Below are 26673 nucleotides of genomic sequence, written 5' to 3'. Positions count from 1 at the left end.
AATTGAATAATGTTGAATTCTAACGCGCTTCGGCGGACGTAATCTTGCGACTTTCAAACAGCATCTGCACCGGCCGCGTGCACGAGTTCCGGAAACCCACATGAAGATCGTCGAGATTCGCGAAAAGACTTTCCCTATTAGTTCATCGATTCGAAATGCCTATATCGACTTCAGCAAGATGACGCTGAGCTGTGTCGCAGTGATCACCGACGTGATCCGCGACGGCAAGCCGGTGGTCGGTTTCGGTTTCAATTCGAATGGCCGCTATGGACAGGGCACGCTGATGCGCGAGCGTTTCGTTCCGCGCATCATGGAAGCGGCTCCGGAATCGCTGGTCGACGACAAAGGCACCAACCTCGATCCGCACAAGATCTGGGCAACGATGTTCACGAATGAAAAGCCGGGCGGCCATGGCGAGCGCTCGGTCGCGATCGGCACGGTCGATATGGCCGTGTGGGACGCCGTCGCGAAGATCGAAGGCAAGCCGCTGTTCCAGCTGCTCGCGGACCGCTACGGCAACGGCGTGCCGGATCGCAAGGTGTTCGTCTATGCGGCGGGCGGCTATTACTACCCGGGCCAGGACCACGGCAAGCTGAAGGACGAGATGCGCAGCTACATCGACCGCGGCTATACGGTTGTGAAGAAGAAGATCGGCGGCGGCTCGCTCGACGAGGACCTGCGCCGTATCGACTCGATCCTGTCGGTGCTGCAGGACGGCCAGAAGCTCGCGGTCGACGCGAACGGCCGCTTCGATCTCGACACCGCGGTGCGCTATGCGAAGGCGCTGTCGCAGTACGACCTGTTCTGGTATGAGGAGCCGGGCGATCCGCTCGACTTCGAACTGCAGGCCACGCTGCGCAACTACTACGACAAGCCGATGGCAACCGGCGAAGATCTGTTCTCGATGCAGGACGCGCGCAACCTGATCCGCTACGGCGGCATGCGCCCGGACCGCGACTATCTGCAATTCGACTGCGCGCTGTCGTACGGCCTCGTCGAATATCTGCGCACGCTCGACATGCTGCATGAGCATGGCTGGTCGCGTAAGCGCTGCATTCCGCACGGCGGCCACCAGATGTCGTTGAATATCGCGGCGGGTCTCGGCCTGGGCGGCAACGAGTCGTATCCGGATCTGTTCCAGCCGTTCGGTGGCTTCCCCGATGGCGTGAAGGTCGACAACGGCCACATCACGATGCCGGATCTGCCGGGCATCGGCTTCGAAGGCAAGAGCGATCTGTATCAGCAGATGCAGACACTGCTCGCGTAATCGAGCCGCTTTGAACAAGGCCGCCTGTCCGTCTGCAAGGGAGTGCAGCGGGCAAGCGGCTTCGTCGTTACAACGGGGACCACGCGGAGACAAGCGGATACACGATGGGCGCGAGCTCCCCATTGTCATGTTGGACCGGTACGCTGGCGGCTTTTTCGGGCCCCAGGCGACCAGCCGTAGCAGTACCTAGGAGAGAGACCACGATGAGTGCTCAACGCATCAGGAAAACCCTTTCGAAGTTATACGTGCAGGTGCTGATCGGCATCGTGATCGGCGTGCTGCTCGGCCATTTCAATCCCGATGTCGGCGCGCAGATGAAGCCGCTCGGCGATCTGTTCATCAAGCTGATCCGGATGCTGCTCGCGCCGATCATCTTCGCGTCGGTGGTGGTCGGCATCGCGCGCATGAACGACATTCACGAAGCGGGGCGCGTCGGCGTCAAGGCGCTGCTGTACTTTGAAATCGTGTCGACTTTCGCGCTCGCGATCGGTCTGGTGGTCGTGAACGTGTTGAAGCCCGGCGTCGGCATGAACGTCGATCCGGCGCATCTCGACGGCGCGGCCATCGCGACCTATGCGCACGCCGCGAAAGAACACGGCGCGATCGAGTTCCTGATGGGCATCGTGCCGTCGACGGTGGTCGGCTCGTTCGCCAACGGCGACATGCTGCAGATCATCTTCTTCTCGGTGCTGTTCGCGGTCGCGCTCGCGAAGATGGGCAAGCGCGCCGAGCCGTTCGTCGACATCCTCGACACGTTCCTGCACGGCATGTTCGGTGTGGTGCGCATCGTGATGTACGTCGCGCCGATCGGCGCGTTCGGCGGCATCGCGTTCACCGTCGGCAAGTACGGGATCGGCACGCTGAAACAGTTCGGCGAACTGATGCTGTGCGTGTATCTCACGTCGGGCGTGTTTATCGTCGTGATTCTCGGCGTGATCATGCGCATCTGCGGCCTGTCGCTGTGGAAGTTCCTGCGCTATATCAAGGATGAAATCCTGATCACGTTCGGCACCGCGTCGACCGAAGCGGTGCTGCCGCAGATGCTCGTGAAGATGGAACAGCTCGGCTGCCGCAAGTCGGTCGTCGGCATGGTGCTGCCGACCGGTTATACGTTCAACGCGGACGGCACGTCGATCTATCTGACGATGGCGGCGATCTTCGTCGCGCAGGCGTTGAATATTCCGCTGTCGCTCGAAGACCAGCTGATCGTGCTCGGTGTGCTGCTGTTCACGTCGAAGGGTTCGGCGGGCGTCGCGGGCGCCGGCTTCGTCGCGCTGGCGGCGACGCTTGCGTCGATGCACCAGATTCCGGTGACGGGTCTCGTGCTGCTGCTCGGCGTCGACCGCTTCCTGAACGAAGCGCGCGCGGTGACGAACCTGATCGGCAACGGCGTCGCGACGCTCGCGGTCGCGCGCTGGGAAGGCGCGCTCGATCGTGCGACCGCGCAGGCGGTGCTCGACGGCCGGATCGACCCGGATGACGGCGACTTGCAGCAGGCTGTCAATTTCGATTCGACGGCAGCGCGCGGCCGCTGATCGTCCGCAGACGTTTCACCTGCTGACGTTTCACCCGCTGACGTTTCGCCCGCTGACGTTTCGCCCGCTGACGTTTCGCCCAGATAACCGGTCTTTTACAAGGCCGGTTATCGACGTTTTGCATCGCTCGCGACCGGGCCGCCCGAAACCGGCGGCGAGGTCGCGAACGCGCGTCGCGCAAAGCGCATTCGCAAACGATTTTTTTTGATCGAAAGCCTCAAGTTAGGCGCGCCGGTGCCGTTGTTATCAGCGATAGACCGGCGCCCATCCGATCGTTCGATGAAGGGCCGGGTTGATCCAAAAACAACTTACCTGGCCAATCATGTTTTCACGCCTCTCCATCTCCGCCCGCCTTTGGGCCACCACCGCGCTTCTGGGCGTCCTGATCGTCGCACTCGGTCTGCTTGCGCAGTTCGGCATGCAGGATCTGAGCGGCGACCTCGACTATGCGTACTCGAACCAGCTTGCCTCGTCCATCGCGCTTGGCAAGTCGAACCTGAACCTGACGATCGTGCGCACCACGCTCGACCGCGCGCTGCTCCATCCGGACGCACCGGAGGTGCCGCGCCTCATCGAGAAGGCGGGCGGCTACCTCGCGGATTCGGATCACGCCTGGCAGGAGTACGGCGCGATGCCGCACGAGCCCGAGGAACAGCAACTCGCCGATGCGGCGAACACCGCGCGTAACGCGATCGTCCAGCAGGCCATCCTGCCGATGATGGACGCGTTGAAAAAGGGCGACAGCAAGGCCGCCGACGACATCGCGATGAACGTGATCGTCAAGTACACGGTGCCGCTTTCGAAAGCGTGGGACGCGCTTCAGCAATGGAAGCTCGAGCGCGGCAAGCGCGCATTCGACGAAGCGCAGGCGAACTTCCGCTTGCTGCGCATCGTCGGCGCGGTGCTGATCGTGATCGGCATGGGCGCCTGTTTCGCCTGCGCGAGCGGCCTGAACCGGTCGATCTCGCGGCCGCTGGTGACGGTGCTTGAACAGTTGCGCCGCATCGCGAGCGGCGACCTGACGGGCCGTTTCGAGGCGGGCTCGCAAGACGAAATGGGCAAGCTGGTCGATGGCCTGAAGACGATGCAGGGCGGCCTCACGGAAACGGTTCGCCAGGTCACGCACAGCTCGGAGTCGATCGTCACCGCGACGCGTCAGATCGCGGCGGGCAACAGCGATCTGTCGCAGCGCACCGAAGAGCAGGCCGCGTCGCTGCAGGAAACCGCGGCGAGCATGGAGCAGTTGACCGCGACCGTCAAACAGAATGCCGACAACGCACGCCAGGCGCAGGATCTGGCCGGCAAGGCAAACGTTGTCGCCGGGCGCGGTGCGACGGTGGTCGGCGACGTGGTCGAGACGATGGGCAGCATCGACCGCAGCTCGCAGAAGATTGCCGATATTACCGGTGTGATCGAAAGCATCGCGTTCCAGACCAATATTCTCGCGCTGAACGCCGCGGTCGAAGCGGCGCGCGCCGGCGATCAGGGCCGCGGCTTCGCGGTGGTGGCGGGCGAAGTGCGTTCGCTCGCGCAGCGTGCGGGCGTCGCGGCGAAGGAGATCAAGGATCTGATCGGCGATTCGGTCGAGCGCGTCAATGCGGGCGCGCGCCTCGTCGGCGCCGCGGGCGAAACGATGGAGGAACTGCGCCAGTCGATCGCCCACGTCACCGCGATCATGGATGAAATCGCCGCCGCATCCGAAGAGCAGCGCGACGGCATCGAGCAGGTGAACCGCGCGGTGTCGCAGATGGACGAGGTGTCGCAGCAGAACGCGGCGCTCGTCGAGCAGGCCGCCGCGGCGGCCGCGGCGCTCGATGAGCAGGCGCATTCGCTGCGGCGCGCGGTGTCGGTGTTCCAGCTCGGTTAATAACGATGCACGGTCGCGTGGCTGCTTGACGCGCGATCAAAGTCTTGTGATGCGATATCGCGAGGCCGGCCGCCCGCCGACCCGCGCGCGGCCCAAGATCGCTTCATCTGCGAGCGCGGTCCCGTTCGACACGATCGGGATCGCGCCGTCTTCGACGACCGCGACGCGCTAGCCGTCGCGGAGTCAGTCCGTGACGCGCGTGATGCCGTCGCTCGACAGCAGCCGCACGCGTTGGCCCGGATGAAAATATCCGTCGTCGGCATTTTGCGTGATTGCCCGCCAGTCGCCGTTGTCGAGGCGCACCGTGATTTCCTCGCCATGCTGCTGCGCGAGCTTGTGTTGCACCTCGCTGCCGGCCACTGCGCCGGCCACACCGCCGAGCACGCCCATCAGCAACGAGCCGTGCCCGCCGCCGAACGCGCTGCCGGCGACGCCGCCGAGCAGGCCGCCGCCGAGTGCGCCGAGCACACCGGGCTGGCCGTTGTTCGCATCGATCGTCACATTGCGCACGCTTTCGACCGTGCCCATACGCACGGTTTCCTCGCGCTGTGCCTGAGCGGCGCCGTAGATGTCGGCGGAACCGGCGGGCGTCGCGCAGCCGCTCAGCGCACACGCGCAGATCAGTGCCGACGTGCTGACGAATATCAGTGACCTTTTCATTTTTTCCCCTCGATGCGCATCGGTGCTGCCCGGATCGGTGCGTGCCGTGCGCGCAGTTGACGTTTGCAGCGTAGCGACGCTGAATGAGGGAAAAATGAGCGGCACGCGTAGGCGCGCGTGCCGGCCGGGGCTGGCCCGCGTGCGGCGCATCGGCCGCTGCCGGCAGGAAGCGGCCCGGCGCCCGAAAACTGAAACGGAAACACGGGCGCGCGCGTCCCCGCGCGACATGGTGGAACACCGTTTGCTACCGCATGCATGGCTGCGAATTTACGCAGTAGTGTTTTGCTCAGTGTGCGGGCAAACGGCCCGGCAGGCGCCAGGCACGCACGCTGACATACTCGCTCACCCACTCCGGGCGCGGCTCGAGCCGCGTTGCCATCGACCTTCGACGACGGCAGCGCGGCAGAGGCGCCCAGAGCCAATCAACCAGAAGACGGGAGGCGTTGTGGCGTCAACGAAACACTCCGGGCGTCGCGCCGGACAGCATCGCAGTCTGAAAGCCCGTGGCGCTGCCGGATGGGCGGCCGCCAGCGCGGCGATGGCGGCGTTCGCCGCACCGGGCGCATTCGCGCAAACGCCGTCGCCGCTTGGCGAATGGCAGTACTCGGCGGGCATTCCGCTCGAGAAGATGTTCGCGCCGCAGCCGCTTCCCGACTGGGAAACGCGCATCGGCATCGGCTCGACCTTCGAGCCGCGCTACGACGGTTCGTCCCGTTATCACATGCTGGTCGGTCCGAGCCTCGACATCCGTTACAAGGATCTGGCCTTCCTGTCGACCGGCGAGGGTCTCGGCGTCAATGTGGCGCAGGGCCAGAACTGGCGCGCGAGCATTGCCGCGGTGTACGACCTCGGGCGGCGCGGCCACGACGACCCGCAGCATCTGAACGGACTCGGCAACATCAACCCGGCGCCGGAGATCAAACTGGCCGCCGAGTACGTGGTGTCGAAAAATTTCCCGCTGACGTTTCGCACCGCGATCACGCGCAGCATCGGCGGCTCGAACGGCTGGATCGCGGATCTCGGCGCCTATATGCCGATGCCGGGCAGCTCGGACACGTTCTTCTGGTTCGCCGGTCCGTCGGTGACGTTCGCGGACTCGACGTATATGAACAGCTGGTTCGGCGTGAATCCCGCGCAATCGGCCGCGTCGGGGCTGCGGCAGTACGACGCGAGCGCGGGCCTGAAGTCGGCCGGGTTCGGTATCACGATGATCTGGTTCGTCAACAAGCACTGGTTCGTGACCGCCGACGGCGCACTGAAGCGGCTGCTCGGCAGCGCCGCGGCCAGCCCGGTGATCCAGACGAAGACAGGCGGCGTCTGCGATATATCGTTGAACTATCAGTTCTGACGCAGGCGTACGTGCGGACGCCGGTTAATCGCCGGCGTTCGCAGCGTTGCCGTTCGATGCAGGGTTAGAAGGCGGGGTATACCTGCGCGAGCGAAGGGGGCTGCGCGGCGCCGCTGCGCGCGATGTCGCACGGCGCGCGCGTGGGCGCCGCCTGTCTTCAGGGGCCGGGCCGCGCGGTGCGCGTGCCGGCCCGCGGCGGCGACGACTACACCGGATCCTTATCGGGCGGCCCTTCCGGGCGCTGCGGCTCGTCGTTGTGATGGCCGGGCGACGGCGGCGTCAGCGGGTCGCCTTCAGGATCGCGGGTCGGGTCGGCGAGCGGTTCCGGAATCGGCGCGGTATGGATGCGGCAGATCATGGCGTTACCTCGTGCTTGGCCCGTGAGGGCGTGGCGTGCTTTCCTGCTAACGGAAGCGTAGGCGATCCGGCCCGAGGCCGCTTGCGCTTCGCGCGCGCGGTCGCATGCGCGGTCCGTCTGAAGGCGCCATCCAGCGGACTGTGGCGCGAGCCGCCTCCGGCTCACGTCCGGCGTTCCGTGCGCGACCGCCGTGTCATTTCGAGCCGCCAGTAGCGTTCGCCGGCGAATACGTCCGCATAACCTTGCGGGCCGAACGCACGCAACTGGCTCTCATACGCGCTGACCGCTTCGCGTTTCATCATCGTCTGGCGTTTGGCGTCGAGCGTATGGTCGGCGGCCGGATGCGCGGGCGTCGCGACGATGCCGCGCTTCGCGAGGTCGGCAAGGCGCGCCTGCACGAGTCCCGGCATCGGTCGGTAGATCGCTTCCTCATACGCGAACCATGTGAGATGCGACATCCGCGGCAAGATTTCGCAGCACGCGTCGTACACCAGCGCGTGGTCCTTGTGAAACAGCCCGAGCGGCATCAGCAGCGTGTCCGCGGTCGAGCCGTAGATCGTCTCTTCGAGCACGCCGGCGAGCTTGCTGATCGACGGCGAATCGAGATACTGCGCGTCGCGAAACGGCAAGCGCAGCGGAATCGCGTCGAGTACCGCGAGTGCGTGATTGTCTTCGATCGTACGCGCGTGCACCGACTCGTACGCACCGGCGAAGCCAGCCTTCGTATCCCATTCGGTACACATGTCGTGCTCGGGCGGCGCGGCGAACACCGTGCAGACCGCGGCATCGGGAGAGATGGCGAGCAACGCGCCGCAACTGAACACGGCGTCGTCGAAATGAGGGGACACGACAAAAAGACGCGGGTTGGTTTCGCTCATAACGTGGGTGACTGCGGGACCTGCCTCGTGTGGCGGGGTGGACGGGCGCCGCGGCGACGCAATGGCCGCGGCCCTTCACAGCTTAGGCGCAAAAGCGGGCGGCTGCGCCGGGGTTTTCCGGCTGGGCGTCGAGCGCATGCGCAAGTCATGTGCCTGTGCGATGGGCGGGTTGCCGCATGCGGGCTGCTGGCTGCGGACGACGTCACGGTTGCAGCTTGTGCAGATCGTCCGGCGTATCGACATCGGCGAGTATGCCGGGGTCGTCGATGTCGAGCCGCGTCACCGTGTGCAGCGCGAACAGCGTGCGTGCGCCCGTGTCGCCGTCGAGCGCGAGCAGCGCGTCGCGGTGCGCGAGCCCGAAACCGACCGGGTGCCCGCGCTGCCCGCGATAGTACGGCGCGACGATCGACGCGCCGCCGTCGAGTGTGCGGGCGACGGTTTCGACGGTGGCGATCGCGATGCGCGGCATATCGGCGAGCGCGACGATCCAGCTTTCCGCGTCGTCGCTCGCTGCAACGCCCGCGGCGAGGCTCGCGCCCATGCCGCGCTGCGCGTCCGTCGAAAACACGACGTCGCAGCCGGCATCGTTCAACACGCGGGCAAGCGGGTCCGAACCGGGCCGCACCACGGCGAGCACGCGCGGCACGACACGCAGCAGCCGGTGCGCGGCCTCGTGCGCGACCGGCGTGCCGTCGGGCAATAGCGCGAGCAGCTTGTTGTGAAGACCGTCCGGATCGAAGCGGGATCCGTAACCGGCGGCCAGCAGGATGCCGGTTGCGAGCGACGCGTAGGTCATGGGCGGCACCGGAAGAGGAAGTGAACCCGATTGTGCGGCGCAACCGGCGGGTGACGCAAGCGGCATAAGCCGGTGATCGGGGTGACGGACGACCGGTCGAACGCCGGACCTCATGCGTTTTCCGGATGACCTGTCGCCGCGCAGTCCCCACTACACAACCTGCCGCTTGACCCCCGGCATCACCTTATCGAGCGTAATCGGCAGATCGCGCACCCGCACGCCGGTTGCGTGATACACCGCGTTCGCGATCGCAGCCGGCACGCCGGTAATGCCGATTTCGCCGATGCCTCGCACGCCGACTGAACTGATGTACGGATCGGCTTCATCGAGTACGAGCACGTCGATGGTCTTCACATCCGCATTGACCGGCACGTGATACTCGGCAAGATTCCCGTTCGTGATGCGGCCATCGCGCGGATCGAGCGAACTCTCTTCCTCGAGCGCCGTGCCGATGCCCCAGACGATGCCGCCCATCAGCTGGCTGTGCGCCGTCTTCGGGTTCAGCACGCGGCCGACGTCATACACCGCGGTGACGCGCGCAACGCGAATCGTGCCGAGGTCCGCGTCCACATGTACCTCCGCGAACACCGCGCCGAACGAATGAAACGAATAGCGCTGCCGTTCGTCGCCGGACTTCACGCTGGCGGTCGCCTCGATCGGCTGGCCGCCCGCGCGTGCCAGTACTGCGGCGGCCGGGTCGCGCTTGCCCGGGTCGCGGGTGCTCACCACCCAGCCCTTTTCGACGGTGACATCGGCGAGCGCGCTGCCAAACACCGGCGACGCGCGGTCCGCGAGCGCCAGCGCAATCAGCTTGTTGCGCACCTGCGTCGCCGCGTCGCGTACGGCCGGCGACACGCTCGCCGCCGAGCGCGAGCCGCCGGAGCCGGGCGCGTTCGGCAGTGTCGAATCGCCGAGCGCGAAGCGGATGTTTTGCGTCTCGAAGCCCATCGCATCGGCCGCCACCTGCGTCATCACCGTGTAAGTGCCGGTGCCGATGTCCTGCGTGCCGGACGCGACGAAGGCGCTGCCGTCCGGCAGGATGCGCGCCACGGCCGCGGCCTCGCTGCGGTTCGCCGGATACGTCGCGCTCGCCATGCCCATGCCGATCAGCGTATTGCCCGAGCGCATCGAACGCGGCGCGCGACTGCGCCGCGACCAGCCGAAGCGTTCTGCGCCGGCCTGATAACACTGGCGCAATGCTTTGGCCGACCACGGCTTGTTCTCCTGCGGGTCGACCTCCGCATAGTTCTTCAGACGCAGTGCGACCGGGTCCATGTTCAGTTCGATCGCGAGTTCGTCCATCGCCGATTCGAGCGCGAACGAACCGGTCGTTTCGCCGGGCGCGCGCATAAAGGTCGGCGTGCCGACGTTCAACTGCACGAGGCGGTGAGTCGTCACCTGGTTCGGCACCGCGTACATCATGCGCGTGACCATGCAGCAGGTCTCGGTCCAGTCTTCGATCATCGACGTGTCCGAGATGCTGTCGTGGCGCATCGCGGTCAGCGTGCCGTCCGGTTTCGCCGCGAGCACGAAGTGCTGCTCGGTGCGCGGACGCGCGCCGACCGGGCCGAACATCTGCGGCCGTTCGAGTGCGAGCCGCACCGGGCGCCCGGTCTGTTTGGCGGCCATCGCGCAGAGCGCGACGTGCGACCACGCCGAACCCTTGCTACCGAAGCCGCCGCCGATGAACGGCGAAATCACGCGCACGTTGTCGGGCGGCATGCCGAGCGCTTTCGCGACCGCAACCCGGGTGCCGGTGATGCCTTGCGTCGAGTCGTAGAGCGTCAGATGCGGGCCGTCCCACACGGCCATCGTCGCATGCGGCTCCATCGGGTTGTGCGTTTGCGTCGGCGTCGTGTACACCGCGTCGACGCGTACCGTGCCTTCGCGCAGGCCCGCGTCGTAGTCGCCGCGGCGGGTGTCGGTCTGACGCCCTTGCGGGTTGTCCGGCGCGTGCATGCGCGCTTTCGCCTGCGTGAAATCGAGCGCGGCCGGCTGTGTCTGATAGGTGATGCGCAACCGGTGCGCGGCGTCGGTCGCATGTTCGAGCGTGTCGGCCACGACTACCGCGACCGGCTCGTTGTTGTAGTGCACCTGATTGTCCTGCAACAGCGAAAGACGCCGGCCGGCAGGCGGCGCGAAGCCGGCCATGCCTTTTTGCGGCAGGCGCGGCGCGTTCTGGTACGTCATCACGAGCAGTACGCCGGGCAGCGACTGCGCACGGCTTGCGTCGATCGACGCGATGGCGCCGTTCGCGATCGTGCTGGTCACGAGCACCGCATGCGCGAGCCGTCCTTCCGGAAACTCGGCCGCGTAGCGCGCGCCGCCGGTGACTTTCAGGACGCCGTCGGTGCGATCGAGCGGATAGCCGATCATGTTCATACGACACCTCCGCTGCGGCCCGCGGCCTGATTCACCGCGCGCACGATCGCGCGCTGCGCCAGTTCGATCTTGAATGCGTTGTCGCGCTGCGCACGCGCATCGCTTACCGCGGCGGCCGCGGCCGCGCGCAAGGTCGCATCGTCGAGCGGATGGCCGGTCAGCATCTGTTCGGCGGCGTTGGCGCGCCATGGCTTGTGTGCGACGCCGCCGAGCGCGATGCGCGCATTCGTCACCGTGTTGCCGTTCATCTGCAACGCGGCGGCCACCGACACCAGCGCGAATGCATAGCTCGCCCGGTCGCGCACTTTCAGGTAGTGCGCGTGATCGCTAAAGAGCGGCGGCGGCAGATCGATGGCGGTGATCAGTTCGCCCAGTTGCAACGTGGTGTCGAGATCCGGCCGGTCACCAGGCAGACGATGAAATTCGCCGATCGGCACCGCGCGTTCGCCGCTCGGGCCGCGCACGCGCACGACCGCGTCGAGGGCGGCGAGCGCGACGTTCATATCGGACGGATTCACGGCGATGCATTGCGGGCTCGCGCCGAGAATCGCGTGCGTGCGGTTGATGCCTTCGAGTGCGGCGCATCCGCTGCCCGGTTGACGTTTATTGCATTGCGCGAACGCGGTGTCGTAAAAGTACGAGCAGCGTGTGCGTTGCATCAGATTGCCGCCGACGGTCGCCATATTGCGCAATTGCGCGGACGCGCCCGCGAGAAATGCTTGCGAAAGCAACGGATACCGTTCGCGCACGAGCGCGTGATTCGCCGCGTCGCTGTTGCGCACCAGTGCGCCGATGCGCAACCCGCCGTCGGGCAGCGTCGCGACACTGTCGAGGCCGCTGATATGCGTGATGTCGATCAGTCTGACCGGACGCGTGACGCCGCCCTTCATCAGATCGAGCAGGTTGGTGCCGCCGCCGATATACATCGAGCCGGGCTGCTGTGCCGCGCGTACCGCGCCATTCGCGTCGGCAGCGCGTTCGTACGAGATCGAGTCCATGACTGTTTCTCCTTTACGCGTTGCCGTCGTTGTGCACCGTGCGCACCGCCGCGACGATATTCGGGTAGGCGCCGCAGCGGCAGATGTTGCCGCTCATCCGCTCGCGAATTTCGTCGTCGGACAGTTCGGTGGGGCGCTGTCGCACGTCCGCGGTGACGGTGCTCGCCGTGCCCGCGCCGAATTCGCTGAGCAGCGCGGTGGCCGAGCAGAGCTGGCCCGGCGTGCAGTAGCCGCACTGGAACGCGTCGTGTTCGATGAATGCGCGCTGCAGCGGACTCAATGTGCCGTTTGGCGCGAGCCCTTCGACGGTCGTAATCGCTTCGCCTTCGTGCATCACCCCCAGCGTCAGGCATGCGTTGATGCGACGGCCATCGGCGAGCACCGTGCAGGCGCCGCACTGTCCGCGGTCGCAGCCTTTCTTCGTGCCCATCAGTCCCGCGTATTCGCGTAGCGCGTCGAGCAGCGTGACACGCGGTTCGAGTTGCAGCGCATACTCGCGACCGTTGACGACGAGCTTCACCGGCCGCGCGGGCGTGACTGACGGTGCAGGCTGTCGGCTGGCGGCCGTGTCCTGCGACGCGGCTTCTGTCTGCGCATGCAGATGCGGAGCGGCGCCGACTGTCGCGGCGGCGGCCGCCGATTGCAGAAAGCGACGGCGCGATACCTGGGTGGGGGAAGGGGCGACGTCGCTGTCGTGCGCGTCGTCGTGAGTGTGGTCCTTGAACATGATGTTCTGCTTGCTCCAATGAAAGGTCATGGCGAACTCGCGACAACCGGATCGCAGACGTCGAACCGGAAGCGGACCGGCGAGGCTGGTCCGCGATGGCAAGCGATGCGCAGCGAGCACGCTAAAAAAGCAGCAGCAATTTCGATGCCCCTTCGCCCGACGAAATCGACGCGCGGCACAAGCCCACGCGGCACGGCGCCGCGCGATGCGATGGGCAATCGGCCAGAAAACTGCCGCAGGCAAAAAAGCAGAAGGGCAAATGCGGAAGTGGAACAACCGATACTTCAACGCAGCACGTTGCACGCAACAGGCTGGAAAGTAAACAGGCGCGCCATAGTTTTGCGCATTTGAAAGTCAAGCTTCACATAGCGAGTGTGTCGCGCAATGCGGGCCGCTAAAGAGTTGAAAGAATGCCTGCCGTGTTGTGCCATCGGCGAAGGAGGGTTCATGCACGGCGCAATTGAGGCGGTCGTATCGCGCGAACGCGACCTTACCGACGTGTTAGACAGAATTGAAAAGAATCCGCACCGGCGCACCGCGCGGCGCGATGTGTGACGCATAACGCACGGCTGCATGCGATCGCACGGTGCATCGGACGTTCGGTGCGGGCCGTGAGACGATCGAGCAGTTTATTGATCCGCGATGCGATTCACACTGATCGCGCGTACCCCTAAAGTTCAGGCTAATCCGTCACTGACGGCTTTTGAACGGAAGGGGATTTGCGATGAAAACGCTTGAGCCTCGCGCGAATCGTTGTGTGATTCGTGTTTCCGCCGCGTTCCCGGAAGCCGATAAAGGATGTTCAAGCTGATTTAACGCAAAAGAGTCATGCGGGAATGCCCGTCAATTCCGTCGTGAAATAAAGCCGGCTGGTTATCGGGTTTGAGTGACGCGGAATTCCGGTTGCATCGGCATGGCGATCTGCTCACGATGCCGAAGCCTGTCGAAGAGATATCGAAGGCTAACGCCGATTTGTTGAGGTTGAGATGGATTTGTCCGCCGTGGAGGCGTTTGTGCGTGCCGCTGAAGCCAGCAGTTTCACCGTTGCGGCGAGGCAGATGGGGTTGACGGCGTCCGGCGTCAGCAAAGCGGTCAGCAGGCTCGAATCGCAAACCGGCGTGGTGCTCCTGCATCGTTCGACCCGAAGCGTCGGGCTGACCGCGGAAGGCGCAGTGTTCTTCGAGCGTTGCCGTGACATTCTCGCGGGGCTCAAGGAGGCGGAGGCTGCTTTGCAACAGTGCGCGCAGGCGCCGTCCGGCCGCTTGCGGATTGCCGCGCCGGTCGCCTTCGGCCGATCCGTGCTCGTGCCGGCGCTGGTCGAATTCAGGCGGCGGTTTCCGGGCCTCACGGTCGAGGCGAGCTTCTCGGACGCGTTGCAGGACATCATCGAAGAAGGCTTCGATGTCGCGATCCGTATCGGCGATCTGCCGTCGAGCCGATTGATCGCGCGCGAAGTCGGCGTCGCACAGTGGGTTGCGTGCGCGAGTCCGCACTACCTGAACGAGCGGGGCCGTCCGCGTACGCCGGACGATCTCGCCGCGCACGATTGCATCGCGTATATGTCGGCGCACACGCGGCGCTGCCGCGACTGGCACTTCATGTCGGGCAGCCGGGACTGGACGGTGCGCGTCGGCGAGAGCGCGCGCCAGGTGGTCGATCACTGCGACGCGCTGATCGATGCGGCGCTTGCCGATTCAGGCATCGTGTATGTGCATGGCTATGTCGCGGCCGGCCCTCTGCGGGCGGGCCGGCTCGAACGCGTGCTGGAGGGCTACAACACGCCGAGGCGCAGCATTCACATCCTTTACCCGGCGCTCAGACAACGCTCGCCGAAGGTGCGCGCGTTCGTCGACTTCGCGGCCGACGCGCTAAGCGCGCACCGTGAGTTGTGCGCGACGGCCGAAGCACTCGATATGGCTTGAGCTGTCGATGCGCGGCTCGTTTCGAAAGGGCCGCGTTGCGTCAATCGATGCCGTGAAACACCGCATCGTCCGGCCCGAGATACGCGGGCGGTCGCCACGCCGCGTCGCGCATCGAATGCTGGACCAGCGTATCGACGCCGAGCAGCACCGCGAAAATGGCCATCCGCACCGGAATGCCGTTGTCGGTTTGCCGGAAAATGGCAAGCCGCGAATCATGGTTCAGGTCGGTGCTCAGATCGTTCGCGCCGGGCCGGCTGTCGCGCGGCAGCGGGTGCATGATCAGCGTCTCGGGCCCGCACACGGCATCGACCAGCGCCTGGTTGATCTGGAAATCCGGCGTATAGCCTTCGAACGATTCGTCGGCGAAGCGCTCCTTCTGGATGCGCGTCGCGTACACGACGTCCGCGCCACGCAAACCGGCCGGCAGATCATGAGTCTGCTCGATCACATGACCGTTGCGCGAAATCTGCTCGACGATATACGCGGGCATTTCGAGCATCGGCGGCGAAATCAACGTGAACTTGATGCCGCGATAGAGCGCAAGCAGCTTCACGAGCGAGTGCACGGTGCGCCCGTACTTCAGGTCGCCGACCAGCGCGATATGCGCGCCGTCGACAATTTTCCCGAGACGCGAAAACTCGCGTTGAATGGTGTACAGGTCGAGCAGCGCCTGGCTCGGGTGCTCGCCCGGGCCGTCGCCGCCGTTGATGACCGGCACGTTGGTCGCGCGCGCGAATTCGGCCACCGACCCTTGCTCCGGATGGCGGATCACGAGCGCATCGACATAGCCGCTCATCACGCGGCTCGTGTCGTAAATCGACTCGCCTTTGGCCATCGACGAAAAGGTGAAGCCGGTGGTGTCGCAGACCGAGCCGCCGAGCCGGCAGAATGCGGCGCCGAAGCTCACGCGCGTACGCGTGCTCGCTTCGAAGAACAGGTTGCCGAGCACCGCGCCTTCGAGCACGCGCGAGATTTTCCGGCGGCGCGCGATGGGCTGCATGATGTCCGCGACGCGAAAGAGCGCCTCGACCGCCTCGCGCGAAAACTGATCGACCGACAGCAACTGCGGCTTGCCTTCGAACAGAATCTGGCTGGCGAGCGATTGTGAGTCTACGCTCTGCGTATAGCGCTCGGTGGTCTCGCCGTTCACCACGATCTCCGACACGAAGCGCTCGACGATTTCCGGCATCGCGCGCGACTCCTGCGAGTCGTCGGGCAGCAGCCACGTGTCGAGCGCCCGGCGGGACACGCCAATGCGGCTAGCGAAGCCGTCGCGGGTCAGGTTCATGCGACGCATCGCATCGCGCAGGAAGGCTTGTTGCGGAACGCTCATTCGGGCACCTTGGTCGGCTGGTTTTTCAGAGGCGACTATACGCGGTGCGTATATTAACCGGCTGATACCCGAAGTCAAGAAGATATTCGGAAAAACGCGCGGCACTCAGTTCATCAGGGCCGACGCGCCGGGGTTGGTGCGCATCTGCTGATGCATCAGTGCGCCGAACGCGTCCGCGGTGAGCGGCCGGCCGAGCAGAAAGCCTTGCATCTCGTCGCAGCGCATGTCTTTCAGTTTGTCGTATTGCGATTCCGTTTCGACGCCTTCGGCGACCACGTCCATTTCGAGCGAGTGCGCGAGCGCGATGATCGCCGATACGATGGCGGTGCCCTCTTTGCCGTTCTGATCGAGGCCGTTCGTGAAGAAGCGATCGATTTTCAGCTGCTTCACACGAAAACGCTGCAGGTACGCGAGGCTCGAATAACCGGTGCCGAAGTCGTCGATCGAAATCTGGAAGCCGGCCTGCTGGAATTGATGGATCGTCGCGATGGTCTTCGGCGCGTCCTGCATCGCGACGCTTTCGGTGATCTCGAACATCAGTTGCGCGCACGCGATCTGTTCGGCTTTCACGATGTCGAGGATGGTCGGGACGAGCTCCGCCTGCGTCAGCTGGCGCGGCGACAGGTTCACGGCAACTTTCATCAGCGGCAGGCCGGCGGCCTGCCAGCGGCGGATCTGCCGGCAGGTTTCGCGCACCACCCAGTAGCCGATCTGCACGATCTGGCCGGAGCGTTCCGCGATCGGAATGAAGTCGACCGGCGCAAGCTGGCCGAATTCCGGATGATCGAGCCGCAGCAGCGCTTCGGCGCCCGCGACCTCGCCGGTGTCGCTGCGGAATTTCGGCTGGAAGTGCAGCGCGAAATAGCCTTTGCCCATGCCTTCGTGCAGCGCGCGCTGGATCTTCAGCGTGCGCAGCGCCGCTTCGTTCATGCGCGCCTCGAAGAAGCGCCAGGTGCCGCGGCCTTCGCGCTTCGCTTCGTACATCGCGGCGTCCGCGTCCTTGAGCAGCGTGTCGACGCTGTCGCCGTCCTGCGGGAAGAGCGCGACGCCGATGCTCGGCATCACCTGCAGCGCCTGGCCGTCCGCGACGATGCCTTCGCGCATCCGCGCGAGCACGCTGTCGGCCATCTGCGCGGCATCCTGCGCGGAGCGGAGGTCTTCGGCGAGGATCACGAACTCGTCGCCGCCGAGGCGCGCGACCGAGTCCGCCGCGCGCACGCATTGCAGCAATTGCTGCGCGAACGCCTTCAGCACTTCATCGCCGAACGCGTGACCGAGCGAGTCGTTGATCGTCTTGAAGCCGTCGAGATCCATAAACAGAATCGCGAACAACGTGTTGCGCGCGCGGCACACGTCGATCGCGCGCTCGATCCGCTCGGTCAGCGAGCTGCGGTTCAGCAGGCCCGTCAGCGTGTCGTAGGTCGCGAGCCGCACGATCTGGTTGTTGAGCGTCGCGACTGAGCCGACCAGCAAGGTTGCGCGTGCATCGAAGCGCGACAGCAGCAGCGTGACCAGCAGAATCGCGAACGTGAAGAGGATGACCGTCGCGGCGAGCCATTGCACGTTCTGGCCGTCCGCGACGCTCGCGCTCGAGCCTTGCACCGCGCCGCAGATCGCGCCCGGCGCAAAGTCGGCGGCGGCCATGCCGGTGTAGTGCATGCCGGTGATCGCGAGGCCCATGATCGCGGCCGCGCCGGTGCGCTTGACGATGATGCGGCGCAGGCCCGAGTCGCGCAGCATATGCGCGATCCAGAGCGCGGCGATCGATGCGACGATCGCGATGGCGAGCGACGCGGCGAACAGCAGCGGGCGGTAGCGGATGCCCGGCTCCATGCGCATCGCCGCCATGCCGGTGTAATGCATGCCGGCAATGCCGATGCCCATCAGCACGCCGCCCGCGACGAGGCGCGGGCGCGTCAGCGTGCGCCGCGTGACCACCGCGAGCGCGAAGTACGAGACGACGAACGCGATTGCGAGCGAGGCGCCGGTGATGCCGAGGTCGTAGCCGAGCGGAATCGGCAGCGAAAACGCGAGCATGCCGATGAAGTGCATCGACCAGATGCCGACGCCCATCGCCGCGGCGCCGCCCGCGAGCCAGGCGCGGCGCTGGCGCGCGACCGCCTGCAGCGTGATGCGGCCCGCGAGGTCAAGCGCGGTGTACGACGCCAGGGTAGCGACGGCGATCGACAGCGCGACCAATGCGAGGTTGTACGAACTGGGCATGGCAGGTTCCGAGGTAGATGACTCCCTCTCAGGTTATCGACGCAAGCTTGCAATTATTTAATCCGCATCACGCGGTGCGCGTGCGCATGAGTCCGAACCGGCGCGCCGGCCGGCGCATTTTTGCCACAGAAGTGGCTCTTGTCTGCATTTTCGGCGTATTGTGCTGACGAGTTCGGGCGCGCGAACGCCCGGGCCGTCAACGCGGGGTATTCACACCATGACCGTGCCGATGGATGACGCGCCTTTGCTGCGCGACGCGTGCGTACAAAGCCTGCTCGATCACGCGGCCAACCGCCGCCGGGCCGACACGGTCACCTTTGCGCGCCTGATCGGCGCGAAGCTCGCCAGCGGCGAGCTCGCTCATCTGGGGGTGCCGCGCGATACGCTCGGCGCGCTGGCCGCGCGGCATTTTCCCGACGCCGCGCGCACCGGCGCGTTGCCGCTCGAGGCGTTTCCCGAACATGCGGCCGCGACGCAGCATCAGCGCTTCGTCGACGATTTGCGCAAGCTGCTGCTGCGCCACGAGCGGCCGCCCATCACCAATGCGATCGACGCATGGTGCCTCGCGACCATCATCGCCAGCGCATGCCTGCGGCCCGACCACCTGTGGCGCGATCTCGGCCTCGACGGCCGCGATGACGTCAGCGCGATTCTTACGCGCCACTATCCGGTACTCGTCGCGCGCAATGTCGACGAATTGCGCTGGAAGCGCTTTCTCGCGCAGCAGGTCGCGCTCGACAAAGGGCGCACGCCCGGGCCGGCGCCGGGGTGTCCCGGTTGCGAGGACTTCGGCTTCTGCTTTCCGAAAGCCTGACGTGGCCGCGGCCGACGGCGGCGGATAAAACGGGGCGGCAACACAAGCGCGATTCCGGTATAAAGACCGCTGCTGCGCGAAGTTGCCCGCCGTTGCCATCCCCGCCCACGTTTCCAGGAGAAGTCGATGTACCCAGTTCGAAAGCTGATCGCGACGCTCGGTCTGCTGGCTGCGTTTGCGAGCGCGCCGCCCGCGTTCGCGCAAAGCGCGCCCACCAGTGCGCCGGGGAGTGCGCCCGCCGCGTCGCCGGCCGGCGACGGCACGTTCCTGCTGACGGTGTTCCTGAAGCACGATCAGTCGAAGACGCTGCCCGAGATCAACAGGGCGCTCGCGAAGCAAGGCTTCTACAAGGCATTTCCGCCGCCGGGCGTCGAGGTCGTGTCGTGGTACGTGATGATGGGCATCGGCCAGGTCGTCACGCTGCGCGTGCCGGCCAACCGGCTGCGCGAGGTGAACCGCGTGCTCGAGGAAACCGCCTGGGGCGGCTATCGCACCGAGTTCTATCCGACCTACGACTACAAGGCGGCCGCGGAAGAGGCGCGGCTGAAGGACGGCAAGTAACGCGCAGCGGCCGCAGCCGCGGCGCGGTGGGCGCGGTGCTGGGCGGCGTCCGGCCCGTGCCGCTACGGGCTCGCTTCGTCCGCCGACGGCAGGAACGGCACACTGGCGGTCGCAAACATGACGGCGGCCAGCGTGACGATGCCGATCAGAATGCCCTCGAGCCGCATCAAGGCCGGCAGCGGGTCGGCGGACCAGTGGTGATCCTGCACGAACACCATGATGAACGCGATCGTGAACTGCCGGCCGACATAGCTTGCGCCCGCGCTACCGCTCTGCACATGGCAGCCGATCCATACGCCGCACGACAGCGTGATCAGGCAGGGGATTTCCCTGCCGTTCATCAGCGGCAGCAGGATAATGCCGAGCGCGCCCGCGAGCAGGCAGCCGGTCACACGCTGCACCATCTTCTGCATGACCGGCCGCTGGTCGCGCGTCATCAGCGACGCGGCCGGCAGCACCATCACCGCGACCGTCGTCACCAGCGCCTGTGCGAAGCCCGGCAGATTCAGCGTGTACGTGAGCGCCGCGATAATCGCGATCGACAGCCCGGACTGCAGTCCGAGCAGCACGCGCGCCGCATGCATCGCGCGTAACGGCGGGGCGGCGGCCGGCGCGGCGCTCGCGGGCGGGGCTGCGCCGCCGGACTGCCTGCGGCGATACCAGCGGATCGCGATCTGAAAAATCCCCGCCACGACGACGCACGACAGCGTGCCGACCAGCACCTCCGCGACCCGCAGCACCGCGAACGACGCGGTCTTCTCCATCGACACGAGGATGTGCGCCTCATACGTGACCAGCAGCGACGTGATGCCGCCGAGCACCCACGCATAAGAGGCGACCGCGCCGTTGCCGCTATACACGCAGAAGCCGCCGATCACGCCGATCATCGGGATGAACAGCCACGGCCGGTCGCCGATCAGCGGACCGATGACGACCCCGACCAGCGCGCCGAGCAGCGTGCCGAGCACACGATAGGTGGCGCGCTCGACGCTGCCCTGGAAGCTCGTCTGCATTACCGCGAAGCCGCTGATCGCGGCCCACCAGGTGTTGGTCAGATGCAGCGCGTGCGCGAACGCAACCGACAGCACGACTGACAGCACCGCTTCGGCGCCGAATAGCGCGCGCTCCGTCGACGGCTTCCATGCGGCGAGCTCGCGCCCGAGCGAAAAGATCGCGGAACGCGACAGTTGGGCGAATGAACTGAGCGGATTCATCGGTGGCGGGTTCGGTCGCGCGTGCGCCCGCTCAACGCGTCGCGATGGCCGCGGCGGCGCCCGCCATCATCGCCGCGCTCGTGCGGTTCGCGATGCGCACCGCGCGCCGGCTCGTCAGCAGCGCGCGCGCACGGCTCGCGGCGAGTGCCCAGCCGAGATCGACGGCGGCGAGCACGATCAGCATCGTCAGCGTCAGTTCGAGCCACGCGAGCGGACCGACTCGCGACAGGTCGATCAGGGTCGGCAGCAGCGCGAGATAGAACACCATGATCTTCGGATTGCCGAGCGTGACCGCGAGGCCCGCGCCGAACATGCGCCACGGCGAGCGATGGGTCGGCAGCGTGCCGGCGCGCAGGTCCGCGGGTGCACGCCACATTTTCCATGCGAGGTAGAGCAGGTAAGCGACGCCGGCGAACTTCAGCGCGATGAATACGACCGCGAACGTATGCGCGAGCGCGACGAGCCCGGCGACCGCGCAACCGAGCCACAATGCTTCGCCAAGCCACATGGCGGCGAGAAACGGCAGCACGTCGCGCAGTCCGTTGGTCATCACGCGTGCGATCAGCGCCGCGATGCTGGGTCCCGGGGAGCCGGCCGCCACGACGAGCGCGACGGCGAAGACGAGCAAACCTGACAAGGCCATGGGATGGCTCCGTTGATCGGTTGGACTGCGACGGTCAATAAGCGGCAAACGGGCGGCCGGCGAACAAGGGGACAACTGGCGGCAAGCGGGCGACAGACAAGCGGACAACGAGCGACGAACAAGCAACGGACAAGCAGGCGACGAAACACAATAAGCGCGCAGCAAGACTGGGAACTGGTATGCGACAAGCGGTCGACAAGTCGTGTGCATGCGCCGCCGCATGCGCCGCCGCGGGACGATCCATTATAGCGGCGGACGATCCGGCGGCTCCCCGCGCGAAGAACGATTCAGGCCGTGCATCGAAAGCCTGTGCAAGCCTTCGTCAGGCAAAGATCATTTATGTAACGGGGCTTGGCATCGGGATTCGCGCTCGCGCATAGTGACGCGTTTGACAACCGCTCGGCAATCGCTCGGCCCTATCAATTGAAGACATTCGCCACCTGCATCGGCGTGCTCGGCATTGCGTTCTTCGCAAACGCGGCGCACGCGATATCGCTACCGTCACCCGGTCCGTCCAAAGTGATCGTGCTCGATTCGGGCGAGGCTCAGCTTACGTTGATCGACGAACAGTCGCGTCAGGTGGTCGGCACCGCGAGCACCGGCAAGGAACCGCATCATCTGATGATCACGCCCGATCAGAAATCGCTGATCGTCGCGAATTCGGTGTCCAACAGCCTGATGTTCGTCGACCCGGACAACGCAACCGTGCAGCGCGAACTGCAGGATATCGAAGACCCATATCAACTCGGCTTTTCGCCGGATCATCGCTGGTTCGTGACCGCGGCGCTCAGGCTGGATCGCGTCGATATCTATCGCTTCGACGGCCGCGATTTTTCGATCGCGAAGCGCGTTGCACTCGCGAAAACGCCGAGCCATATGACGTTCTCGTCCGATGCGCACATCGTCTATGTGACCTTGCAGGATTCCGGCGAACTGGCGGCAATCGATCTGGCCACGCAGTCGGTGCTGTGGAAGATACCGGTCGGGCGCGATCCCGCGGGGCTCTGGATGACGCCCGGCGACCGGAGCCTGCTGGTCGGCATGACCGGGGAAGACGACGTCGTGGTGGTCGACCCGCATCTGCATCAGGTGGTGAAACGGATCCACACCGGGCGCGGCGCGCACAACTTCCGCAACCTCGACGACGGCCGTCATGTTGCGGTGACCAATCGGGTGGCCAACACGATCAGCATTCTTGACTATACGACGCTGCAGAACACCGGGGAAATCGACAATTTAATGCCGGGCCCCGACGATATGGAGCTGTCCGCGGACCGGCGTTTTCTGTGGGTGACGTTCCGCTTCTCGCGTCACGTCGGCGTGATCGATCTGCCTGCGCGCAAGCTGGTTGCGACGATCGCGGTGGGACGCTCGCCGCATGGCATCTACTTTCAGAATCGCGCGCCGGTGTATCCGCCGAATCCGGATTGACGCGGCGGCGGGCCGCTCGTCGATGGTCGTTTGCGGGTAGTTGAACGTCGCGTTGCGCCTGCGTTGCGGTTCAAAAAAAGCGCGCCCGGATCGACGTCCGGGCGCGCTTCGCATATGCGGGCCGCGAAGTACGGCCCGCTTCGGATGGCTTGACTGCTTAAGCCGCTTCGAGCGACGGATAGTCGATATAGCCCTGCGGACCTTCCGAGTAGAACGTCGACGCGTCCGGCTCGTTCAGCGGCGCGTTCAGTTCGAAGCGCCGCGGCAGATCCGGATTCGCGATGAACAGCTTGCCCCACGCGACCGCATCCGCTTCACCTGCGTCGAGCACCTGTTGCGCGGTGTCCTTCGTGAACTTCTCGTTCGCGATATACGGGCCGCCGAACGCTTCCTTCAGTTGCGGTCCGATGCGGCCTTCGCCGAGCGCTTCGCGCGCGGCGATAAACGCGATCTTGCGCTTGCCGAGTTCGCGCGCGACATAGCCGAACGTGGCGAGCGGGTTCGAATCGCCCATCGTGTGCGAGTCGCCGCGCGGCGCGAGGTGCATGCCGACGCGAGCGGCGCCCCACACATCGATACATGCGTCGACCACTTCGAGCATCAGCCGCGCGCGGTTTTCGATCGGGCCGCCATAGGCGTCGGTACGCAGGTTCGTGCTGTCCTGCAGGAACTGGTCGAGCAGATAGCCGTTTGCGCCGTGCACCTGCACGCCGTCAAAGCCGGCCGCCTTCGCGTTTTCCGCTCCCTTGCGATATGCGGCGACGATGCCCGGAATTTCCGAGATATCGAGCGCGCGCGGCGTGACGAACGGACGTTGCGGGCGCAGCAGGCTCACGTGACCTTGCGGCGCGATCGCGCTCGGCGCGACCGGCAGGTCGCCGTTCAGGAAGTGCGGGTCCGACACGCGGCCCACATGCCACAGTTGCAGGAAGATCAGGCCGCCCGCCTTGTGCACCGCGTCGGTCACGAGCTTCCAGCCTTCGACCTGCTCCTGCGACCAGATACCCGGCGTGTCTGCGTAGCCGACGCCTTGCGGCGTCACGGAGGTCGCTTCGGACAGGATCATCCCGGCGGATGCGCGCTCCGCGTAGTACTGCGCCATCAGCGCGTTCGGCACGCGGATATTCTCGGCGCGCTGCCGCGTGAGCGGCGCCATGATGATGCGGCTCTTGAGCGTGAGATCGCCAATCTTGAGCGGATCGAAAAGTGTCGGCATGAGTTTCACCTTGTCTGATGGGCATATGCCCGCGTGTGTGGGTCCGGCCTGGGGTTCAGCCTGAAAAAGCTGGCGTTGCCGATGCGTGCGTGTGAGCTCAGAGGTCCGCGTTCATCTGCTCGATGAACGCCTTGATGACTTCCTCGTTGCGCTTGAAGAAGACCCACTGGCCGACGCGTTTCGACGTCACGAGCCCGGCGCGCTGAAGGGCGGCCAGGTGCGCGGAGACAGTCGATTGCGACAGGTCGCAGCATTGATCGATCTTGCCCGCGCACACGCCGAACTCGTGCGGCATTTCCTGGGCGGGGAAATGCCGCTCCGGGTCGCGCAGCTTCGCGAGAATCTCGCGGCGCATCGGGTTCGCGAGCGCTTTGTGTATCGCGTCGATATCGATCGTCATGGGAACTGCTTCAGGTTCTTCGAGGCGTTCGTCAAGGCCGTGGCGGATGTAACGGACGTCCAGGCTTCAGGACTACGACATCTGCATCGTCAGGTGGCGAATCTTATATCGGAATTTTACGATACGAGTGAAAGCCATTCCGCAGCCAGGGTCACGCTTGATTCCGGGGAAGGTGTCGCTATGGCGGTGGGTTGCTATGCAACTAACTGTCTGTCGCAATTCGCCCCCCCGTGGCGCGCGGAGCGGCCGGCGCCGTGCTGCCGGCCGGATATACCGCGCGCATCCACACGGCGTTCGAGCAGGGCGGGCCGCAGCTTATCCGCTCAACGATTGCCGTCAAGCAGATCGCCGAGCATTTCGTCGAACGCGGCCTGCGCGTCTTCGAGTTCCTGCAGCGCGGCGTCGAACGTGTGCAGCGCGATTTGCGACGGGCGGCCGCTGCCGGCCGGCGGAAACTGCGTCTGCAACGCGGCAAAGGCGGTCTGCACCTGCTGCGTCGCGTGCACCACGCGCTCCATCGCGCGCGTTTCTTCGGCTCGTGCCTGCTCGTGATTCATGAATGCTCCGTGGGTCGATGCGCGGCACTGTGCCGCGGCGCTCACTATGCCATCCGGGCCGCGCGTGATCAAAGTTTCGGCCGGTTCGCGGACTGTTGACGCGTCATAAGAGCGGCAATGCACCCGGCTGCTTCACCTCGCGCAGCGACAGCGCGGACTCCATCGCCGTCACGCCGGGCAGACCGCGCAGCTGGTCACGCATGAAGCTGCCGTAGTCGTCGAGATCGCGCGCGACCACTTGCAGCACATAGTCGGCGGTGCCCGAGACGTTGTGGCACGACAGGATGCGCGGGATCGCCTGGATTTCCCGCTCGAAGCGGCCTGAGAGGCTCTTGTCGTGCACCGCGAAGCGGACATAGACAAACGCAAAGACGCCCAGACCCAACGCCCGGCGCGACAGGTCCGCGCGATAGCGCTCGATGTAGCCGTCGCTTTCAAGGCGCTTGAGCCTGCGCGCGCAGGGTGTTTCGCTCAGCCCGACAGCCTCCGCGAGTTTGGCATTGGACATGCGGCCGTCGGTCTGCAGCGCGGCGAGCAGCGCGCGGTCGATCTTGTCGAGGTCGTTCATCGTTGGGTCAATGGGCTAGTTCGTCACACTATTTTAGGGGAAAGCTCCAGGTATTATCGGAGTTTCGTCGAAAAAAGCCGGAAATCGCTCGATGAGTGCAGGCAACATGAAGCCTTCAAGAGATGTGAGGCTGACATGATTTCCGCTCATTTACTGATTCTGTTTATCGCGGCGCTGGCCGTCGTGTGTGCGCTACCGGGACCGGACATGGCGCTGGTGATGCAGACCACGATCGGGCGCGGCACGCAGCACGGTTTCGCCGCGGCCTGCGGTCTCGCGACGGCGCGGGCGCTGCACGTGACGCTATCTGCGTGCGGCGTCGCGGCGCTGCTGCGCAATGCGCCGTGGCTCTATGAAATCGTGCGTTACGGCGGCGCGGTTTATCTGGCGTGGGTCGCCGTGCAGGTTTTCCGCTCGCCGGTGTTCGCGCTGCCGGGCGGAACCGTGCGCCTTGCCGAACGTCCGCCGTTGCGGACCGCTTATGTGAAGGGCCTCTTCACGAACCTGCTCAATCCGAAGGCGTTGCTGTTCTGTTCGGTGCTGCTGCCGCAGTTCTTACGTCCGGACGCCGGGCCGATCTGGTCGCAGATGATCGAACTGGGCGTCGTGCTGGTAGCCGTCTGCAGCGCGTTTGATGCCGTCTACACGCTTGGCGTCGCGCGCATTGCGACGTGGGTGCGCGCGCATCCGCTTGCGCAAAACGTGCAGCGCTGGGCATTTTCAGGCGCCTTGATCGCCTTCGCGGTGCGATTGTCGCTCGACTGAGCGAGCGGAGGCGTCGTCACTTCTTCAGCATCGCCGCGCGGTCCGATTTTTCTTCGATGATCTTGCGGCGGTGCTTGTCTTTCATCTTCTTCCAGCTTTTGCATTCATCGCGCGTGCGCAGACAGCCGATACAAAAGCCGGTCTTGCCGTCGAATTTGCAGATGTCGATGCACGGTGATTTGACGCTCATGGCACAGAGTGCAGAAAAAG

The 26673-nt window shown here is 65.4% G+C and carries 26 protein-coding genes; 10 read left to right on the top strand and 16 right to left on the bottom strand.

Annotated elements, in window-relative coordinates; genetic code table 11:
- Positions 1-100 precede the first annotated feature (100 nt).
- The 3 genes from HV675_RS14825 (at position 101) to HV675_RS14815 (ending at position 4669) form a co-directional block, all read left to right on the top strand.
- Positions 101-1267 (top strand): mandelate racemase/muconate lactonizing enzyme family protein, encoded by a 1167-nt coding sequence (locus tag HV675_RS14825; RefSeq protein WP_175111671.1) that lies wholly within the window; start codon positions 101-103, stop codon positions 1265-1267.
- Positions 1268-1470: 203 nt separating this feature from the next.
- On the top strand, positions 1471-2802 hold the full coding sequence (locus HV675_RS14820) for a dicarboxylate/amino acid:cation symporter (RefSeq protein ID WP_175111670.1): 1332 nt from the start codon (positions 1471-1473) through the stop codon (positions 2800-2802).
- Between the two features lie 322 nt (positions 2803-3124).
- Positions 3125-4669: a methyl-accepting chemotaxis protein gene (locus HV675_RS14815; RefSeq protein WP_175111669.1), complete on the top strand. Its 1545-nt coding sequence runs from the start codon at positions 3125-3127 to the stop codon at positions 4667-4669.
- 183 nt (positions 4670-4852) lie between these two features.
- Here the strand turns inward: HV675_RS14815 and HV675_RS14810 are convergent, their stop codons facing one another.
- Positions 4853-5329, bottom strand: a complete 477-nt coding sequence (locus HV675_RS14810) for an outer membrane lipoprotein (RefSeq protein ID WP_175111668.1) — start codon at positions 5327-5329, stop codon at positions 4853-4855.
- A gap of 538 nt (positions 5330-5867) precedes the next feature.
- Here HV675_RS14810 and HV675_RS14805 point away from each other — a divergent pair.
- Positions 5868-6677 carry a MipA/OmpV family protein gene (locus HV675_RS14805; protein ID WP_175111720.1) on the top strand — a complete coding sequence of 270 codons (810 nt, stop codon included), beginning with the start codon at positions 5868-5870 and terminating at the stop codon, positions 6675-6677.
- Positions 6678-6882: 205 nt separating this feature from the next.
- Here the strand turns inward: HV675_RS14805 and HV675_RS14800 are convergent, their stop codons facing one another.
- The 6 genes from HV675_RS14800 to HV675_RS14775 all read right to left on the bottom strand — a co-directional run bounded on the left by HV675_RS14800 (position 6883) and on the right by HV675_RS14775 (position 12816).
- On the bottom strand, positions 6883-7035 hold the full coding sequence (locus tag HV675_RS14800; RefSeq protein WP_175111667.1) for a hypothetical protein: 153 nt from the start codon (positions 7033-7035) through the stop codon (positions 6883-6885).
- A gap of 161 nt (positions 7036-7196) precedes the next feature.
- Positions 7197-7913: a PIG-L deacetylase family protein gene (locus HV675_RS14795; protein ID WP_175111666.1), complete on the bottom strand. Its 717-nt coding sequence runs from the start codon at positions 7911-7913 to the stop codon at positions 7197-7199.
- Positions 7914-8115: 202 nt separating this feature from the next.
- On the bottom strand, positions 8116-8709 hold the full coding sequence (locus HV675_RS14790; protein WP_175111665.1) for a nucleotidyltransferase family protein: 594 nt from the start codon (positions 8707-8709) through the stop codon (positions 8116-8118).
- A 150-nt stretch (positions 8710-8859) separates the two neighbouring features.
- On the bottom strand, positions 8860-11091 hold the full coding sequence (locus tag HV675_RS14785) for a xanthine dehydrogenase family protein molybdopterin-binding subunit (protein WP_175111664.1): 2232 nt from the start codon (positions 11089-11091) through the stop codon (positions 8860-8862).
- Positions 11088-12089, bottom strand: a complete 1002-nt coding sequence (locus tag HV675_RS14780; RefSeq protein ID WP_175111663.1) for an FAD binding domain-containing protein — start codon at positions 12087-12089, stop codon at positions 11088-11090. The genes HV675_RS14785 and HV675_RS14780 overlap by 4 nt, the downstream gene beginning before the upstream one ends.
- Positions 12090-12102: 13 nt before the next feature.
- Positions 12103-12816 carry a 2Fe-2S iron-sulfur cluster-binding protein gene (locus HV675_RS14775; protein ID WP_175111719.1) on the bottom strand — a complete coding sequence of 238 codons (714 nt, stop codon included), beginning with the start codon at positions 12814-12816 and terminating at the stop codon, positions 12103-12105.
- A gap of 384 nt (positions 12817-13200) precedes the next feature.
- Here HV675_RS14775 and HV675_RS14770 point away from each other — a divergent pair, with 384 nt between their 5' ends.
- Both HV675_RS14770 and HV675_RS14765 read left to right on the top strand, forming a co-directional pair.
- Positions 13201-13371, top strand: a complete 171-nt coding sequence (locus HV675_RS14770) for a hypothetical protein (protein ID WP_175111662.1) — start codon at positions 13201-13203, stop codon at positions 13369-13371.
- Between the two features lie 431 nt (positions 13372-13802).
- A complete protein-coding gene (locus tag HV675_RS14765; RefSeq protein ID WP_175111661.1) occupies positions 13803-14738 on the top strand; it encodes a LysR family transcriptional regulator in 936 nt (311 codons plus the stop codon).
- A 40-nt stretch (positions 14739-14778) separates the two neighbouring features.
- On the opposite strand, the gene HV675_RS14760 is transcribed toward HV675_RS14765, so the two are convergent.
- Together HV675_RS14760 and HV675_RS14755 are read right to left on the bottom strand one after the other, a co-directional pair.
- A complete protein-coding gene (locus tag HV675_RS14760; RefSeq protein ID WP_175111660.1) occupies positions 14779-16071 on the bottom strand; it encodes an aspartate carbamoyltransferase in 1293 nt (430 codons plus the stop codon).
- A 105-nt stretch (positions 16072-16176) separates the two neighbouring features.
- The gene (locus HV675_RS14755; protein WP_175111659.1) at positions 16177-18294 is read right to left on the bottom strand and encodes a putative bifunctional diguanylate cyclase/phosphodiesterase; all 2118 of its coding nucleotides are present in this window, start codon (positions 18292-18294) and stop codon (positions 16177-16179) included.
- 229 nt (positions 18295-18523) lie between these two features.
- On the opposite strand from HV675_RS14755, the gene HV675_RS14750 reads away from it, so the two are divergent.
- Together HV675_RS14750 and HV675_RS14745 are read left to right on the top strand one after the other, a co-directional pair.
- Complete coding sequence (locus HV675_RS14750) at positions 18524-19108, top strand: nitrogen fixation protein NifQ (RefSeq protein ID WP_175111658.1); 585 nt, start codon at positions 18524-18526, stop codon at positions 19106-19108.
- Between the two features lie 126 nt (positions 19109-19234).
- Positions 19235-19669, top strand: coding sequence for a hypothetical protein (locus HV675_RS14745; protein WP_175111657.1), 435 nt, complete (start codon positions 19235-19237; stop codon positions 19667-19669).
- 62 nt (positions 19670-19731) lie between these two features.
- Here the strand turns inward: HV675_RS14745 and HV675_RS14740 are convergent, their stop codons facing one another.
- Both HV675_RS14740 and HV675_RS14735 read right to left on the bottom strand, forming a co-directional pair.
- Positions 19732-20883 (bottom strand): FUSC family protein, encoded by a 1152-nt coding sequence (locus HV675_RS14740; RefSeq protein ID WP_175111656.1) that lies wholly within the window; start codon positions 20881-20883, stop codon positions 19732-19734.
- A gap of 31 nt (positions 20884-20914) precedes the next feature.
- Positions 20915-21526 (bottom strand): LysE family translocator, encoded by a 612-nt coding sequence (locus tag HV675_RS14735; RefSeq protein ID WP_175111655.1) that lies wholly within the window; start codon positions 21524-21526, stop codon positions 20915-20917.
- A 423-nt stretch (positions 21527-21949) separates the two neighbouring features.
- On the opposite strand from HV675_RS14735, the gene HV675_RS14730 reads away from it, so the two are divergent.
- Complete coding sequence (locus HV675_RS14730; RefSeq protein WP_175111654.1) at positions 21950-22957, top strand: YVTN family beta-propeller repeat protein; 1008 nt, start codon at positions 21950-21952, stop codon at positions 22955-22957.
- Between the two features lie 157 nt (positions 22958-23114).
- Here the strand turns inward: HV675_RS14730 and HV675_RS14725 are convergent, their stop codons facing one another.
- The 4 genes from HV675_RS14725 to HV675_RS14710 all read right to left on the bottom strand — a co-directional run bounded on the left by HV675_RS14725 (position 23115) and on the right by HV675_RS14710 (position 25698).
- Positions 23115-24173: an alkene reductase gene (locus tag HV675_RS14725; RefSeq protein ID WP_175111653.1), complete on the bottom strand. Its 1059-nt coding sequence runs from the start codon at positions 24171-24173 to the stop codon at positions 23115-23117.
- Positions 24174-24270: 97 nt separating this feature from the next.
- On the bottom strand, positions 24271-24573 hold the full coding sequence (locus HV675_RS14720; RefSeq protein WP_175111652.1) for an ArsR/SmtB family transcription factor: 303 nt from the start codon (positions 24571-24573) through the stop codon (positions 24271-24273).
- A 323-nt stretch (positions 24574-24896) separates the two neighbouring features.
- Positions 24897-25130, bottom strand: a complete 234-nt coding sequence (locus HV675_RS14715) for a hypothetical protein (RefSeq protein WP_175111651.1) — start codon at positions 25128-25130, stop codon at positions 24897-24899.
- A 103-nt stretch (positions 25131-25233) separates the two neighbouring features.
- Positions 25234-25698 (bottom strand): Lrp/AsnC family transcriptional regulator, encoded by a 465-nt coding sequence (locus HV675_RS14710; protein ID WP_175111650.1) that lies wholly within the window; start codon positions 25696-25698, stop codon positions 25234-25236.
- Between the two features lie 135 nt (positions 25699-25833).
- Between HV675_RS14710 and HV675_RS14705 the strand changes: the two genes are divergently transcribed.
- Entirely contained in the window at positions 25834-26463 is a 630-nt protein-coding gene (locus tag HV675_RS14705) for a LysE family translocator (protein WP_175111649.1), read from the top strand.
- A gap of 16 nt (positions 26464-26479) precedes the next feature.
- Here HV675_RS14705 and HV675_RS14700 read toward each other — a convergent pair whose 3' ends face one another.
- The gene (locus HV675_RS14700) at positions 26480-26653 is read right to left on the bottom strand and encodes a DUF1289 domain-containing protein (RefSeq protein WP_175111718.1); all 174 of its coding nucleotides are present in this window, start codon (positions 26651-26653) and stop codon (positions 26480-26482) included.
- Between the last annotated feature and the right edge of the window lie 20 nt (positions 26654-26673).

It is taken from the genome of Paraburkholderia solisilvae, assembly GCF_902859875.1.
In the GTDB taxonomy this organism is placed as follows: Bacteria; Pseudomonadota; Gammaproteobacteria; order Burkholderiales; family Burkholderiaceae; genus Paraburkholderia; species Paraburkholderia solisilvae.
Note: the sequence above shows the minus strand (reverse complement) of the source record. Positions and strands in the feature narration are given on the sequence as shown.